A 15,193-nucleotide genomic window follows, 5' to 3' on the forward strand; every position below is an offset into this window, starting at 1 on the left:
CATCCTTATATAACCCGAACTATTTCAAGTGTGTTCATACGAGTAACCAAGAGAGAAAATGACCGACGATCACCCTAGTACCGGCTCGCCGAAGAAAACCTGGCTCGACAAACTCAGCCAACTCTTCCAGGGCGAGCCAAAAGACCGCAATGATTTGGTAGACGTGATAGCCGATGCCGAAGAGCGCGACCTCATCGATCAGGACACCAAGGACATGATCGAGGGGGTGCTGGAGATCGCCGATCTTCGCGTGCGCGATATCATGATCCCCCGCTCCCAGATGGTGACCATCGAGAAGTCCCAGCCGGTGGATGCAATCCTGCCGGTGATCATCGAGTCCGGCCACTCCCGCTTCCCGGTGATCAACGAGGACAAGGATCATGTGGAGGGCATTCTGCTCGCCAAGGATCTGCTCCCCTTCGGGTTTGGCGGCCATCACGCCAGCGAGCCGCTGCAGCTCGAGAAAATCTTGCGCCCCACGGTGATCGTGCCGGAAAGCAAACGGGTTGACCGTCTGCTCAAGGAGTTCCGTGAAGAGCGCTACCACATGGCCATCGTGGTCGACGAATTTGGTGGCGTCTCCGGTCTGGTGACCATCGAAGACATACTGGAACTGATCGTTGGCGAGATCGACGACGAGTTTGACGACATCGAGGATGAGCCGGACGAAATCCGCCGCCTCAGCAAGCGGGTCTTCTCCATCAGTGCCCTGACCGAGATCGAGGATTTCAACGACTTCTTCGGCACCAAATTCAGCGATGAAGAGGTGGATACGGTAGGCGGTCTGGTGATGCACGCCTTCAGCCACCTGCCAAAGAAGGGCGAGGAGATCGAGCTGGACGGCTACCTGTTCAAGGTGATGCATGCCGACCGGCGCCGTCTGCAGCAACTGCAGGTGAAGATCCCCGAGCACCACGCGGCGGCGCAATCCGAGCCGCAATAAGCAGGTCTGCTCGATGTGTGAAACAACGCCCCGACCTCGGGGCGTTGTGCTCTCTGCCACCGGCATCGAGGCTCGCCGTTGCCCCGCTTACAGGTTAAGATACCGGCCATTCGACCCCAGTTGCACACCAAGACGAGCACCATCGCCCGTGAGATTATCCCCTGTTACTTCCAAAATTCTGTTAAGCCTCAGTGCATTGGCCTCTGGTGCCACCGCCGTGCTGGCCTTCTCCCCCTTCGGCTACTGGCCGCTGGTGATCCCCTCCCTGCTTGGCCTCTACGCTCTGCTGGACAAAGCCACGCCGAAACAGGCCACCTGGCGCGGTTTTGGCTACGCCATGGGACTTTTTTTGCCGGGGCTATGGTGGATCCACGTCAGCATGACAGAGTTTGGCGGCATCCCGCTGCCGGTCGCCTTCGTGCTGCTGGCCGGGCTCTCCGCCTATCTGGCCCTCTACCCGACTCTCGCCTGCTGGGCCTTCGCCCGCTTCTTTGGCGGCCGTCACTGGAGCCGCTGGCTGCTCGCCTTCCCGGCCCTGTGGTTAGTGGCTGACTGGCTGCGCGGCTGGGTGATGACCGGCTTCCCCTGGCTCTGGTTTGGCTACAGCCAGATCGACGGCCCCCTCAAGGGCTTTGCCCCCATTCTCGGGGTGCAAGGCATCACCCTTGCTCTGCTGTTCTCCGCTTCCGCTATCTGGCTGGTGTGGAAATCCCGCTCCCCGCTCTGGCTGGCGGTGCCTGCCCTGCTGGTTGCCGGTGCTCACGGCCTGATGCAACTCAACTGGGTGACCCGTGGCGAACCGGTCAAGGTGGCACTGGTGCAGGGCAATATCGCCCAATCCCTCAAATGGGATCCGGAGGCGCTGGCCCCCACGGTGCGCACCTATCAGGACTTGAGCCGCGAGAATCAGGATGCCGACATCATCGTCTGGCCGGAGTCGGCGATCCCGGCCATCGAGAAGGCGATGGGCCCCTATCTGGAGAATCTGGACAAGGCGATGAAGGTGAACGATACCGGCCTGCTGGCTGGGATCATTCACTACGACGAGCAGCAACAGCGCTTCTACAATACCGTGCTCGGCATGGGGGTGCAGGATGCGGATGGCAAGGAGTCCTACTTCTACAACCACTCCAACCGCTACAACAAATACCACCTGCTGCCCATCGGCGAGTTCGTGCCGTTTGAAGATCTGCTGCGCCCCATCGCCCCCTTCTTCAACCTGCCGATGTCCTCCTTCAGCCGGGGTGACAAAGTGCAGCCAAACCTGATCGCCAAGGGGCTCAAGTTTGCCGCCGCCATCTGCTACGAGATCATCTTCCCAGAAGAGGTGCGCCGCAACGTCAATACCGATACCGACTTCCTGCTGACCGTCTCCAACGATGCCTGGTTCGGCACCAGCATCGGCCCCTGGCAACATATGGAGATCGCCCGGATGCGCGCGCTGGAGCTGGCTCGTCCGCTGCTGCGGGACACCAACACCGGCATCACCATCGTGACCGAGATCGATGGCAGCATCATCGGCCAGATCCCGCAGTTTGAAGCGGGCGTGCTGCGCAGCGAGGTGCGTCCCGCCCACGGCGAGACCCCCTACATGCGCTTTGGCAGCTGGCCCCTCTACGGCCTGACCGTGCTGCTGCTGGGTCTGGCGCTGGCGCTGCGCCCCAAGGCTCACCCCTGGGCCCGCGAGCTGTAATGGCCATCCGCAATCCCTGATAAACAACGAGGCGCCCGCAGGCGCCTCGTTTTTTTTACGACAACTGATCAAGTATCTTTTTGCAGGCAGCAGATCACATAGCCGTAACTGCCCAGATATTGGCGGTGGATGGCTACTTCCCGGCTCAAGTCCTGCCAGGCAGCACTCTCCCCCAGCTCGTCTCGATAGCGCACCAGATTGACCTCGATAGGGTCCAGATAGTTGTTCCAGGCGCTCATCGGCAAGGGAGTGTGTGACAGGCAGCGGTAGCCTGCCGCTTGTACCGTCTCAAGCAGGCCCGCCAGCGTCTGCATGGCGGGATAATCCTGCTGCCAGAATGCCAATGCCTCCTCGGGCGGGTTATCGGTCAGCCAGACCGCATCACTCAGCACGATGCAAGCCTGTGGGCTCGCGAGCAGCGGGCGCCACGCCTTCAGTGCATTGGCAACCCCCATCACGTAAGCACTCCCCTCTGCCCAGATGAGGTCGGCCGGGGCCAGATCGTCCGGCAGTGCCGCCATGTTGGCGCAGAGGGTGGAGACATGCTCAAAGCCCGCTGCACGGGCGGAGTGCGCCACGGCGGCCAGCGCCTCCTCTTCCAGATCGATGGCCACAATGGCGGCATCAGTCACCTGAGCCAGCGCCATGGTCGAGGCACCGCGCCCACAGCCCATGTCGAGGATCCGGCGCGGCCGGATGGGCAAGGCGGCAAACTGCTGCTGGGTGAAGGCGCGATCCCCCGGCCCCCAGTAACTCATGCCATCCAGCAGCTGGATAAAGTCCTTGATGTAACGCTCATGTTCATTCATGTCTTTGCTCAACCATTGCAAGTGGTAGCGATCTTTCTCGCTAAAACCCTGTTTCATCACCCACGCGAAGTAGGCCTCCGGTGCCTCGCGCTGCAGTTGCAGCTGCCAGGCCTTGAATTCCTCACCAGAGCGCGGTCGCAGCCCTGCCAGATCCGCCAACAGATCCCGGGCGCGCTGCATCCGCGCCAGCTCCTCATCCAGCTCCCTGACCCGGGCCTGCAATGCCGCCTGATCTATCTCGCCAGCCAGACAGGCGAGGCACTGCTTGAGGCTGAGACCACCCGCCTGCAGGGCCTGCACCATCTGCAGTCGCTGCAGATCCTCCTCGTCATAGTGGCGATAGCCGTTGGCGGCCCGGGTGCCGGCAATCACTCCCAGTTTCTCGTAATAGAGCAGGGTGGAGCGGGCGAGACCGCAGCGGCGGGCCAGTTCGGATATTTTCATGGCAATCACTCACGGTGCGGGCCATCAGGTGGCCCGATAGAGACGAGCTTAAACTGTGAAGCTATAGACGGGTCAACGCCCTTTTCCAGAAATCCGCCAACAAAAACGGCCACCCGAGGGTGGCCGTTGTCAGCGATAGGGCTGCGATGCTCTTGACTCAGAGACCGGCCGCCTCCAGATGCTCCACCAGCAGCTGCACGCTGCGGTTGCCACGCCACTCGTTGACGTCAAGCCGATAGACAAGCCGCACCCGCTTCACCGAGGCATCGGGCCAGCGCTTGAGATCGACGCCAAAGGCGATGGCATCCACCGCGTGACCGGAATCGGTTGTCAGCATCATCTTGAGGTGCTTCTCCCCCACCAGCCGCTGCTGCACCAGCACGAATTCGCCGTCAAACAGTGGCTCGGGGAAGGCCTGACCCCAGGGGCCGGAGGCGCGAATCAGCTCCGCCAGCTCGAGGTTGAGCTCATCCGGCAACAACTCGCCATCGGTGAGCAGCACCCCGGTCAAAAGCTCCGGTGTCACCAGCTCACTGATGATCGCCTCAAAGGCCCGACCGAAGGCCTCGATATTGGCCTTGGGCAGGGTCAACCCTGCCGCCATGGCATGGCCGCCAAACTTGCCCATCAGGCCCGGGTGGCGGGTATCGAGCAGTTCCAGCGCATCGCGCAGGTGCACGCCGGGGATGGAGCGGCCGGAGCCCTTGAGCTCGGTCTCGCTGCTCTCGGCAAACGCGATGACCGGGCGGTAGTACTTCTCCTTCACCTTGGAAGCCACCAGCCCCACCACCCCCTGATGCCACTCGTTGCGGTGCAGCACTATGCCCGACGGCACCTCGCCATCGCGAAAACGGATCTGCTCCAGAGTGGCGAGGGCCTCCTGCTGCATCCCCTGCTCGATCTCCTTGCGCTCCTGATTGAGGCTGTCCATCTCGGCCGCAAGCTGGCGCGCCAGATTAAGGTCATCACAGAGCAGACAGGCGACCCCGAGGGACATGTCATCGAGACGGCCCACCGCGTTGAGACGCGGCCCCAGCGCAAAACCGAGGTCAGCGGCGGTGAGGCGACGACCATCGCGGCCCGACACATCCACCAGCGCCTGAATGCCGGGACGACAACGGCCGGCCCGGATCCGCTGCAAGCCCTGATGGACCAGAATGCGGTTGTTGCCATCGAGCGCCACCACGTCGGCGACCGTGCCGAGGGCCACCAGATCGAGGTAATCCGCCACATTGGGGGCTCGCAACCCTTGCCGTTCGTACCAGCCGAGCTGACGCAGATGGGTGTTGAGGGCCGCCATCAGGTAGAAGGCCACCCCCACCCCGGCCAGCGACTTGGAGGGGAAGTCGCAACCGCGCTGGTTCGGGTTGACGATGGCATCGGCGTCAGGCAGCTCCTGACCCGGCAAATGGTGATCGGTAACCAGTACCTGCATGCCCGCCGCCTTGGCAGCCGCCACCCCGGCGATGCTGGAGATGCCGTTATCCACCGTGATCAGAAACTCGGCGCCGCGCGCCACCGCCAGCTCAACAATTTCGGGGGTGAGGCCGTAGCCAAACTCGAAGCGATTGGGCACCAGAAAATCGATATGGCGACCGCCCATGGCGCGCAGGGCCAGCACACACAGCGCCGAACTGGTGGCACCATCGCAGTCGAAGTCGCCGACAATCAGAATCCGTTTCTGGACAATCAGGGCATCCGCCAGCAGCGGCACCGCCTGCTCCATCCCATAAAGGCGCTGGGGCGGCAACAGCTGGCTGGCGCTGCGCTCCAGCAGGGCGGGATCCTCTACGCCACGACTGGCGAAGATTTGGCGAAGCAGAGGATGCAAGGTGGCAGGCAGATGGGAATCATCAACTCGCGGACGACGACGGATTTGCAGGGACATCAATATGATCCAGTATCTTGAGCAGCTGTTCGGGGCTCTGATACCCGCGCACCAGATCCCCGTCGGAGGAGACCCAGGCCGGCAGTACCTTGACCCCCAACCATTGGCTCAGGCCAATATTTTGGATAAGGGTCTCACTACATGCCGTTTGAGGCAAATAGGCTTTTAACGGATCATTTTGCAGCAGGGGATCGCTGCACCAGTCGGCGGCCCGTTCGGCGTGATCAATCACCGGATAGAGTGCCACGCTCACCCCGGATGCCTGCAGGTGTTGCAAGGTGCCGGAGAGCTGACGGCGCTTGGCATCCTGCTCGCCGAGAAACAGTGCAACCCGGTGACGCTCATCACGGGCCTTGAGCACGATGGGGGCATGAGCCACCTGTGCCAGCCCAAGCCGGCGCTGCTCGCGCATACCCGAGATGGTCAGGTTCTTCATGTCGCGAGTCATATCCAGCATGACCCCCTGCACCACATAATCCCCTTTGGCATCGCTGTAGAGCACCCCCTGTGAGGTGCCCAGCATATACAACCCCGCAATCGGGGTCGGTTCAACCAGATAGACGGGGACCCCCAGCCGGGCCGTGATGGTCTGTTTCAAGGCTTGGGTATCCATCCCCGCTCTGGCAGCAAATGTGCACAAAAGCATCATTCCCAGTAGTAAATACTTCACTTGTTTACTCACATGGTATGAATGAATCGACCCAGCAAACTACAGCAGCACAGCTCATCATTCAACCAGCTACTTACCAAAAAATTAATATCACTTTGTACCAAAAAAATGGTTCCCCCCGATTGCCAAGGACTCATAACGCCCGCAAGCTAGTCAGGACGACAGGAACAACGCGGCTTAGCCTCTGTTTTTCCTGACAAGAGTTCGCCCTTTGGCAAGGGTAATCAACGCGCTATCTTGTTTAATTTCGGAGGAAATAATGAGTCTGATTCAAGAGTTCAAAGCCTTTGCCGCCCGCGGCAACGTCATCGACATGGCGGTCGGTATCATCATTGGTGCCGCCTTCGGCAAAATTGTCTCCTCTTTTGTCGGTGACGTGATCATGCCGCCCATCGGCCTGATCCTGGGCGGCGTGGACTTCAGCGACCTGGCGGTCACCCTGAAGGCCGCAGAAGGTGCAACACCCGCCGTAGTTATCGCCTATGGCAAGTTCATCCAGACCATCATCGACTTTCTGATCATCTCTTTTGCCATCTTCATGGGACTGAAGGCCATCAACACCCTGAAGAAAAAGCAGGAGGAGGAAGCCGCCGCCCCGGCAGGCCCGACCAAGGATCAGGAGCTGCTGACCGAGATCCGTGATCTGCTGAAATCCCAGCAAGGGAAATAAGCGCCATCTCCTGTCGTGTAGAGATAAAAAAACCGCCTGCTGGCGGTTTTTTGTTTTTGGGAGGCCAGCCACTCAGGCTCTGGGGTGGTGCTCCCCGTGCAGCGCCTTGAGCCGTTCGTTGGCCACATGGGTGTAGATCTGGGTGGTGGAAAGATCCGCGTGACCCAGCAGCATCTGCACAACCCGCAGGTCGGCGCCGTGGTTGAGCAGATGGGTGGCAAAGGCGTGGCGCAAGGTATGGGGGGATAGCTCGCCGTTAATCCCGGCCCGCAGGGCATAGAGCTTGATGCGATGCCAGAAGGTCTGGCGGGTCATCATACGGGCCTGCTTGGAGGGAAACACCACATCCGAGCTGGTGCCACCCAGCAGCAGGGTGCGAGCCTCCCGGTAGTAACGCTCCAGCCAGTGCATCGCCTCCTCGCCCATCGGCACCAACCGCTCCTTGTTGCCCTTGCCCACTACGCGCACCAAGCCCTGACGCAAACTGACATGCTCAGCAGTGAGCCCCACCAGCTCGGAAACCCGCAAGCCGGTAGCGTAGAGCAGCTCCAGCATCGCCTTGTCCCGCAACTCCAGCGGGTCATCCACCAGCGGCGCGCTCAAGAGTGCTTCCACTTCCGCTTCGCTTAAATCAGAAGGGAGTTTTTTCGGCAGCTTGGGCCCCTCCAGCAGCACGGTCGGATCGTCGCTGCGCAGCTTCTCGCGGTTGAGATACTGGTAAAAACGGCGCAGGGCCGACAAGAAGCGGGCTGTGCTGCTCGCCGCAAACTGGTGATCGACCCGCCAGGCGAGGTAGTGCTGGATCTCGTCCATCCCCGCCAGCAGCAGCGAGCTCCCCTGCGCGTCGAGCCAGAGGGAGAACTTCTCCAGATCGCTGCGATAGGAGCTGACCGTGTTGTCAGACAATCCCCGCTCCAGCCAGAGGGCATCGAGAAAGGGTTCAATCAGGGGATGGGGGTCGGGCTTGCTCATGGTGCGCTGCAATCAGGGGAAAGATGGCCCATTGTAACGCGCCAACTCCTTGGGAAGACAAGGCACTTTCATTGGAAAGATAAGGCACGTTTGCCACGCCCCTTGCCGGGCGGTGAAGGTCGAATGGCAATCTGCTAGACTGGCGCCCTCCCCTTACGTTACCCATCGTGTTGCCAACATGGCGCAGCCCACACGAGCATGCGAGAACGCGCCAAAAGCAAGCGAGAAAGCGCCAACAGAGAGAAGAGCGATGAAGATTGGTCTGTTTTACGGTTCCACCACCTGCTACACCGAGATGGCAGCCGAGAAGATCCGCGCCCTCATCGGCCCCGAGCTGGTGGATATTCACAATATCAAGGATGTCTCCCTGCGCCGGATGGAGGATTACGAGATCCTGATCCTCGGCATCTCCACCTGGGATTTTGGCGAACTGCAGGAGGACTGGGAGTCCCGCTGGGAAGATATCGCCGACCTCCATCTGGAGGGGCGCATCGTGGCCCTGTTTGGCCTCGGCGATCAGCTCGGTTATGGCGAATGGTTCCAGGACGCCCTCGGCATGCTGCACGATCAGCTGGTGCCAAAAGGGGTCAAGCTGGTGGGCTACTGGCCCAACGAAGGGTACGAATTCGATGCCTCCAAGGCACTGATCGACGATGGCCGTCACTTCGTCGGGCTGGCCCTCGATGATGCCAACCAATATGACCAGACCGATCCGCGCATCGAGCAGTGGGTCGAGCAGATCCTGAGCGAAATCCACGCCCTGCTCTGATCTTTCCCACGTTTTGGCAAAACGACCCTGAGCGCCTGGCCCTGGCCGCCGGGCGCAGTTATCGCACCGATTTTCTCAATCGGTATCATCGCATGACGCTATAGCGACTTTTTTGTGCTGGTCTGCAACAATGGACTCGACATCCCATAACAATCAGAGCCGGATGTCGGAAGCAAACGGACAGACCAGAAAAGGATATTCTATGACCCCATTCTCCCTGTTGGCCCCCGCCATTGCCCGTGACGTGCTCGATCACGCACTCGCGCTGGGTGCCGATTTCGCCGAGCTGTTTGTCGAGCGCAAGCGCCGCAGCCAGCTCAGCCTGCTCTCCAGCCAGATAGAGAACATCAGCGGCGGCCTCGATTTCGGCATCGGTGTGCGCCTCTGTTACGGCCACAAGGTGCTCTACGGCTACACCAATCTGGCCAGCCGCGACGAGCTGCTGCGCATCGTCACCCTGCTGGCGGCCAAAGACCGCCGCGACCCGGTGGTGACCGCCACCGCCTTTGATTTCACCCGCCTGACCGACCGTAACCCGGTCGCCCTGCCGCTCTCGGCAGACAAGCTGCTGGAGCAGAAGATCGCCTATCTGCACGCCATGGATGCGGTGGCCCGTGCCGAGAGCAGCAAGGTGAGCCAGTTCTCCGGCAACGTGCTGGGCTGGGAGCAGGAGGTGGAGATCTTCAACAGCGAAGGAGTGCAAGTGGCCGATCGCCGCCACTACAACCGCATCATGGCCCAGACCATCGCCATGGAAGGGAGCGAGCAGAGCGTCGGTTACGAGGCCCCCGGCGCCCTGATGGGCTGGGAGCATGCCGATCGCATCGATCCGCGCGAGCTGGCCCTCACCGCCACCCGTCAGGCACTGGTGAAACTGGGCGCGGCTCCCTGCCCGAGCGGCACCCTGCCGGTCATCATGGAGAACGGCTTTGGCGGCGTCATCTTCCACGAAGCGTGCGGCCACCTGCTGGAGACCACCTCGGTAGCCAAAAAGGCGTCGGTATTCCACGACAAGATGGGCCAGCTCATCGCCAATCCGGTGGTCAATGCGGTGGATGAAGGACTGCAAGGCAATGCCTGGGGCTCCATCAACGTCGATGACGAGGGGATGGCGACCCAGCATACCCAACTCATCAAGGACGGCGTACTGACCGGCTTTCTGGTGGACAGAATGGGGGCCCTCAAGACGGGCTACGCCCGCACCGGCTCCGGGCGGCGCGAATCCTACAAGTACGCCCCCACCTCGCGCATGCGCAACACCTATATCGAGCCGGGCAACCACAGCCTCGACGATATGCTGGCCACCGTCGAACATGGCATCTACGCCAAGAAGATGGGGGGCGGCTCGGTACAGCCCGGCACCGGCGAGTTCAACTTCAATGTGCAGGAGGCCTACCTCATCGAGCACGGCAAAATCACCAAACCGCTCAAGTCGGCCACCCTGATCGGCACCGGCCCGCAGGTGCTGAAAGAGATCTCCATGGTGGGCCGCAATCTGGCACTGGCCGCCGGCATGTGCGGCTCAGTCTCGGGCTCGGTCCCCACCTCGGTGGGCCAGCCGGCGCTGAAAGTGGACAATATTCTGGTGGGAGGGAACGTCTGATGAGCCAGCTCGACATGAACCAACTGCTCACTCGCCTGCTCGACAAGGTGGCCGACCTCAACGCCGAGGCAGACATCATCGCCAATCAGGAGAAGGCCTTCTCCCTCAAGGCAGACAAGGGCGAGCTGGGTGAATACAAGGTCACCAGCAGCCAGCAGCTCGGCATTCGCCTGATCAAGGAGGGTCGGGTCGGCATCGCCTACTCGGAAGCGCTCGATGAGCTGGCGCTGGATGCAATGCTGCAAGATGCGCTCGATGCCAGCCGCTTTGCCAAGGTGGATGCGGATCAGCGCATCTCGGTGGCCAATAGCCGGATCACCACAGATTGCGCCGAGATCAACCAGCCCGATACCACGCCGGTTGAGGAGAAGATCGCTCTGGCCCTGCGTCTGGAATCTGACATGCTGGCCATGCCCGATGTGAGCGGCGCCCCCTACAACAGCTTCTTTGAAGGGGAGAGCCAGATCTGGCTCGCCAACAGTCAGGGCACCCTCTGCCAGCACGGCGAGTTCAGCGTCGGCTGCTACACCTCGGCGCTGGTGGAACGGGATGGCCGCCAGTCGATGCACTCGCAGGGCCAGTATGGCCGTCGCTTCGACGAGCTGGATAGCCAGGCCCTGATCGAGCAGATCTACGCCATCGCCGATGGACTACTGCCCGGTGAAGCGGTGCCGAGCCGTCGCTACAGCGTCATCTTTAGCACCAACTGCTTCGCCAGCCTGTTTGGCTGCTTTCAGGGCGTTCTGTCGGGCAAGTGGGCCCAACAAGGGATCAACCCCTGGCGCAGCAAGGTCGGCCAGAGCGTGGCGTCACGCTGGCTTACTCTGGAAAGCCGGGTCTATATGCCAGGCGGCATGAACATCAAGGCGTTTGATGGCGAGGGGGCGGCCAGCTCGGATCTGCTGCTGATTGGCGAAGGGGAGCTGAAAACCCTGCTCCACAACAGCGCCACCGCCCGCCACTTTGGCGTCGCCAGCAACGGCTCGGCCGCCCGCGGCGCTCGCAGCGCCCTCGATGTGACCGCTCGCCATCTGGTGTTCGGCGCGGGCCCCCATAGGGAAGCGGAGGTGCAGAGCGGCGACTATCTGGAGCTGGTCAAGCTGGATGGCCTGCATTCGGGTGCCGATGCGGTGAGCGGCGACTTCTCCTTTGGCGCGTCAGGGTTCCTCTGTCGCGATGGAGTTCGCCTGCAGTCGGTGCGCGGCATCACGGTAGCAGGCAACTTCTACCGCCTGCTGGGCGAGCTGGAAGCGGTCGGTGACACCCTGCACCACAACGATGGCAAGGGCTTCTACGCCCCGCAGATCCGTTTTGGCGGTCTCTCCGTCGCGGGCAAGTAAACGCCCCGACGAAACCTGCAAGTAAGAAAAAGGCGCCTGATGGCGCCTTTTTGCTCGTTATCTCGTCCGCATTGATGGCATGACTCAGGGCGAGAGCGGCTCGCGATGATACTCGGCGCAGCCGCATTCGGGGCAAGTATCGAGCTGCTGGGGATGCAGCACGGTATGACGCCAGCCGCACTGGTCGCACACCATGACCCCGAGCCCCACCCAGTCACCCGCTTCGTAAACACCCTTATGCTCCAGCTCGTCGGCCAGCTCGCGCCACTCCACCTGGGCGCGGTCGGTCACATCCGCCAGCCAGGACCAGGCGGTGTCTTTGAGGGCCAGCATAAAGGCAGACTCTTCCACCTGCGCACAATCGTCATGGCGCCCCTCGTCATAGTTGCCCAGATCCCGTTTCACGTACTCGGCGATCAGCGCCAGTTCGTCCTGAGTCAGGTCGCTGGCCGCCTCCAGATAGGCCTGCACCTTGGCAATCATCCGGTTGAGGCGCTCCCCCTGGAACTCTTCAGTCTCTTGCCACTGTTTTTGCAGCTCGGCAATGAAGGCTTCGTACCCTTTTTGACGTTTGTCCATGGCTCTAACTCCTCTACTAAACCCTGATCTGGCCCGGCTTAAGGCCCAAGGGACGCTGGCGGTTGTTGCCGCCGCAGGATATGGGTATTCTATTGCGATTTCCCAGCTGATTTATCTATTCATTTCACAGATCCGGATGTCACCAATGCAAGAGCAATACGTTCCCCAATCAATCGAACCAGCAGTGCAAAAGCACTGGGATGCCAAGAAAACCTTCAAGGCCGTGGAGAAGGTAGACAAGGAGAAGTTCTACTGCCTGTCCATGTTCCCCTATCCGTCTGGTCGACTACACATGGGGCACGTTCGTAACTACACCATAGGTGATGTGATCTCCCGTTATCAACGCCTCAATGGCAAGAACGTGCTGCAACCCATAGGTTGGGATGCATTCGGTCTGCCGGCCGAGAACGCCGCGATCAAAAACAATACCGCGCCGGCGCCCTGGACCTACGAAAACATCGAATACATGAAGAACCAGCTGAAGATGCTGGGTCTGGGTTATGACTGGGATCGTGAAATCGCCACCTGCAAACCGGATTACTACCGCTGGGAGCAGTGGTTCTTCACCAAGCTCTACGAGAAGGGTCTGGTCTACAAGAAGACCTCCTCCGTCAACTGGTGCCCGAACGACATGACAGTGCTGGCCAACGAGCAGGTGGTCGACAACTGCTGCTGGCGCTGTGACACCCCGGTGGAGCAGAAAGAGATCCCCCAGTGGTTCATCAAGATCACCGACTACGCCGAAGAGCTGCTCAGCGACATCGACAATCTGGAAGGCTGGCCAGAGATGGTCAAGACCATGCAGCGCAACTGGATTGGCCGCTCCGAAGGGGTCAACATCAGCTTCGCCATCGAGGGTCAGTCTGAGCAACTGGAGGTCTATACCACCCGTCCGGACACCTTCATGGGCGTGACTTATGTCGGTATCGCCGCCGGTCACCCGCTGGCGCTGCAAGCGGCCCAGAACAATCCGGAGCTGGCCGCCTTTATCGAAGAGTGCAAGAACACCAAGGTCGCCGAAGCCGAGCTGGCCACCATGGAGAAGAAGGGCATGGCCACCGGCCTCTATGCCATTCACCCGCTGGATGGCCGCAAGGTACCGGTCTGGGTCGCCAACTTCGTGCTGATGAACTACGGCACCGGCGCCGTGATGGCAGTTCCGGCCCACGATCAGCGTGACTTCGAATTCGCCACCAAATATGGCCTCGACATCAAGGCGGTGATCAAGCCGGTTGATGGCGACGTCGACGTGAGCGAAGCGGCTTACACCGAGAAGGGCGTGCTGTTTAACTCCGGCGAGTTTGACGGTCTCGACTTCCAGGGCGCCTTTGATGCCATCGCCAGCAAGCTGGAAGGGCTCGGCAAGGGCAAGCGCACCGTCAACTACCGTCTGCGTGACTGGGGTGTCTCCCGTCAGCGCTACTGGGGTGCTCCCATCCCGATGCTGACTCTGGCTGACGGTACCGTGGTGCCGACGCCGGAAGACCAGCTGCCGGTACTGCTGCCGGAAGATGTGGTGATGGACGGTATCCAGAGCCCAATCAAGGCTGACGCCGAGTGGGCCAAGACCACCTACAACGGTCAGGAAGCGTTCCGCGAGACCGATACCTTCGACACCTTTATGGAGTCCTCCTGGTACTACGCGCGCTACTGCTCTCCGGACTACGACAAGGGCATGCTGGATCCGGCGGCTGCCAACCACTGGCTGCCGGTGGATCAGTACATCGGCGGTATCGAGCACGCCTGTATGCACCTGCTCTACGCCCGCTTCTTCCACAAGCTGCTGCGTGACGCGGGTCTGGTCAACAGCGACGAGCCGTTCAAGCGTCTGCTCTGCCAGGGCATGGTGCTGGCCGACGCCTTCTACTACAAAGACGAGAAGGGCGGCAACGTCTGGGTCAGCCCGACCGACGTCAAGGTAGAGCGTGACGAGAAGGGTCGCATCACCAAGGCCATCGACAACGAAGGCCGTGAGGTAATGCACTCCGGCATGACCAAGATGTCCAAGTCCAAGAACAACGGTATCGACCCGCAGCTGATGGTCGAGCGTTACGGCGCCGATACCGTCCGTCTGTTCATGATGTTCGCCTCTCCGGCAGAAATGACGCTGGAGTGGTCCGACTCCGGCGTAGAGGGGGCCCAGCGCTTCCTGCGTCGCCTGTGGCGCGTCACCTTCGAACACGTCTCCGGTGGCGCCGTTGCCGCACTCGATGTCGCTGCTCTCACCAACGAGCAGAAAGCCATTCGTCGTGAACTGCACAAGACCATCGCCAAGGTGAGTGATGACGTGGGTCGCCGTCAGACCTTCAACACCGCCATCGCCGCCATCATGGAGCTGATGAACAACCTCGCCAAGCTGGGTAGCGACGAGCAGGACCGCGCCCTGATGCAGGAAGCGCTGGAAGCCGTGGTAGTCATGCTCTACCCCATCACTCCGCACATCGGCTTCGAGCTGTGGAAGATGCTGGGCAAGGGCGACGACATCGATCACGCAGCCTGGCCGGTGGCCGATGAAGCGGCCATGGTCGAGACCGAGAAACTGGTGGTAGTGCAGATCAACGGCAAGATGCGTGGCAAGCTGACCGTGCCGGCCGAGATCAGCCAGGCCGACGTCGAGAAGCTGGCAATGGCCGATGCCTCCGTGCAGAAGTTCACCGACGGTCTGACCGTGCGCAAGGTGATCTATGTACCTGGCAAGCTGCTCAATATTGTCGCTAACTGATCGGCTGCCAACTGATGTCATACCATTTGGCGACCTTGGCTGACTGTGTGGCCACTCATGGGTAACGACGTACCGGCCCATGACAGCTCAA

The 15,193-nt window shown here is 60.9% G+C and carries 12 protein-coding genes; 7 read left to right on the forward strand and 5 right to left on the reverse strand.

Annotated features, from left to right (window positions below; all coding sequences use genetic code 11):
* Nucleotides 1-58 precede the first annotated feature (58 nt).
* Together corC and lnt are read left to right on the forward strand one after the other, a co-directional pair.
* Nucleotides 59-943, forward strand: a complete 885-nt coding sequence (corC, locus tag AB5Y73_RS08805) for a CNNM family magnesium/cobalt transport protein CorC (protein ID WP_005354092.1) — start codon at nt 59-61, stop codon at nt 941-943.
* A 148-nt stretch (nt 944-1,091) separates the two neighbouring features.
* Nucleotides 1,092-2,636 carry an apolipoprotein N-acyltransferase gene (gene lnt / locus AB5Y73_RS08810; protein WP_107683558.1) on the forward strand — a complete coding sequence of 515 codons (1,545 nt, stop codon included), beginning with the start codon at nt 1,092-1,094 and terminating at the stop codon, nt 2,634-2,636.
* Nucleotides 2,637-2,704: 68 nt separating this feature from the next.
* Here the strand turns inward: lnt and AB5Y73_RS08815 are convergent, their stop codons facing one another.
* From AB5Y73_RS08815 to AB5Y73_RS08825, 3 genes are all read right to left on the reverse strand, one after another.
* The gene (locus AB5Y73_RS08815) at nt 2,705-3,889 is read right to left on the reverse strand and encodes a MerR family transcriptional regulator (protein WP_107683557.1); all 1,185 of its coding nucleotides are present in this window, start codon (nt 3,887-3,889) and stop codon (nt 2,705-2,707) included.
* A gap of 157 nt (nt 3,890-4,046) precedes the next feature.
* Nucleotides 4,047-5,777, reverse strand: coding sequence for a single-stranded-DNA-specific exonuclease RecJ (gene recJ, locus AB5Y73_RS08820; RefSeq protein ID WP_107683556.1), 1,731 nt, complete (start codon nt 5,775-5,777; stop codon nt 4,047-4,049).
* Nucleotides 5,743-6,390 (reverse strand): disulfide isomerase DsbC N-terminal domain-containing protein, encoded by a 648-nt coding sequence (locus tag AB5Y73_RS08825; RefSeq protein ID WP_005335146.1) that lies wholly within the window; start codon nt 6,388-6,390, stop codon nt 5,743-5,745. The genes recJ and AB5Y73_RS08825 overlap by 35 nt, the downstream gene beginning before the upstream one ends.
* Before the next feature lie 316 nt (nt 6,391-6,706).
* Here AB5Y73_RS08825 and mscL point away from each other — a divergent pair, with 316 nt between their 5' ends.
* A complete protein-coding gene (gene mscL / locus AB5Y73_RS08830) occupies nt 6,707-7,117 on the forward strand; it encodes a large-conductance mechanosensitive channel protein MscL (protein WP_047438040.1) in 411 nt (136 codons plus the stop codon).
* 72 nt (nt 7,118-7,189) lie between these two features.
* On the opposite strand, the gene xerD is transcribed toward mscL, so the two are convergent.
* Complete coding sequence (gene xerD / locus AB5Y73_RS08835; RefSeq protein ID WP_107683705.1) at nt 7,190-8,089, reverse strand: site-specific tyrosine recombinase XerD; 900 nt, start codon at nt 8,087-8,089, stop codon at nt 7,190-7,192.
* Between the two features lie 250 nt (nt 8,090-8,339).
* Between xerD and fldB the strand changes: the two genes are divergently transcribed.
* From fldB to AB5Y73_RS08850, 3 genes are all read left to right on the forward strand, one after another.
* Nucleotides 8,340-8,858, forward strand: coding sequence for a flavodoxin FldB (gene fldB, locus AB5Y73_RS08840; protein WP_005335151.1), 519 nt, complete (start codon nt 8,340-8,342; stop codon nt 8,856-8,858).
* Nucleotides 8,859-9,060: 202 nt separating this feature from the next.
* Nucleotides 9,061-10,461, forward strand: coding sequence for a TldD/PmbA family protein (locus tag AB5Y73_RS08845; protein WP_107683555.1), 1,401 nt, complete (start codon nt 9,061-9,063; stop codon nt 10,459-10,461).
* Complete coding sequence (locus tag AB5Y73_RS08850) at nt 10,461-11,801, forward strand: TldD/PmbA family protein (protein ID WP_107683554.1); 1,341 nt, start codon at nt 10,461-10,463, stop codon at nt 11,799-11,801. The genes AB5Y73_RS08845 and AB5Y73_RS08850 overlap by 1 nt, the downstream gene beginning before the upstream one ends.
* 84 nt (nt 11,802-11,885) lie before the next feature.
* Here AB5Y73_RS08850 and AB5Y73_RS08855 read toward each other — a convergent pair whose 3' ends face one another.
* The gene (locus tag AB5Y73_RS08855) at nt 11,886-12,380 is read right to left on the reverse strand and encodes a zinc ribbon-containing protein (protein WP_107683553.1); all 495 of its coding nucleotides are present in this window, start codon (nt 12,378-12,380) and stop codon (nt 11,886-11,888) included.
* A 145-nt stretch (nt 12,381-12,525) separates the two neighbouring features.
* Between AB5Y73_RS08855 and leuS the strand changes: the two genes are divergently transcribed.
* Nucleotides 12,526-15,102, forward strand: coding sequence for a leucine--tRNA ligase (gene leuS / locus AB5Y73_RS08860; RefSeq protein ID WP_107683552.1), 2,577 nt, complete (start codon nt 12,526-12,528; stop codon nt 15,100-15,102).
* Nucleotides 15,103-15,193: the final 91 nt, after the last annotated feature.

Origin of the sequence: Aeromonas sp. s7(2024) (genome assembly GCF_040907825.1) — a bacterium.
Classification (GTDB): domain Bacteria; phylum Pseudomonadota; class Gammaproteobacteria; order Enterobacterales; family Aeromonadaceae; genus Aeromonas; species Aeromonas veronii.

What these genes read in the sequence shown, in the direction of transcription:
- leuS (WP_107683552.1), top strand. Translation starts at nt 12,526, where the DNA reads ATGCAAGAGCAATACGTTCCCCAATCAATCGAACCAGCAGTGCAAAAG.
- fldB (WP_005335151.1), top strand. Translation starts at nt 8,340, where the DNA reads ATGAAGATTGGTCTGTTTTACGGTTCCACCACCTGCTACACCGAGATG.
- AB5Y73_RS08815 (WP_107683557.1), bottom strand. Translation starts at nt 3,889, where the DNA reads ATGAAAATATCCGAACTGGCCCGCCGCTGCGGTCTCGCCCGCTCCACC.
- AB5Y73_RS08825 (WP_005335146.1), bottom strand. Translation starts at nt 6,390, where the DNA reads ATGGATACCCAAGCCTTGAAACAGACCATCACGGCCCGGCTGGGGGTC.
- corC (WP_005354092.1), top strand. Translation starts at nt 59, where the DNA reads ATGACCGACGATCACCCTAGTACCGGCTCGCCGAAGAAAACCTGGCTC.
- mscL (WP_047438040.1), top strand. Translation starts at nt 6,707, where the DNA reads ATGAGTCTGATTCAAGAGTTCAAAGCCTTTGCCGCCCGCGGCAACGTC.
- recJ (WP_107683556.1), bottom strand. Translation starts at nt 5,777, where the DNA reads ATGTCCCTGCAAATCCGTCGTCGTCCGCGAGTTGATGATTCCCATCTG.
- AB5Y73_RS08845 (WP_107683555.1), top strand. Translation starts at nt 9,061, where the DNA reads ATGACCCCATTCTCCCTGTTGGCCCCCGCCATTGCCCGTGACGTGCTC.
- AB5Y73_RS08855 (WP_107683553.1), bottom strand. Translation starts at nt 12,380, where the DNA reads ATGGACAAACGTCAAAAAGGGTACGAAGCCTTCATTGCCGAGCTGCAA.
- AB5Y73_RS08850 (WP_107683554.1), top strand. Translation starts at nt 10,461, where the DNA reads ATGAGCCAGCTCGACATGAACCAACTGCTCACTCGCCTGCTCGACAAG.
- xerD (WP_107683705.1), bottom strand. Translation starts at nt 8,089, where the DNA reads ATGAGCAAGCCCGACCCCCATCCCCTGATTGAACCCTTTCTCGATGCC.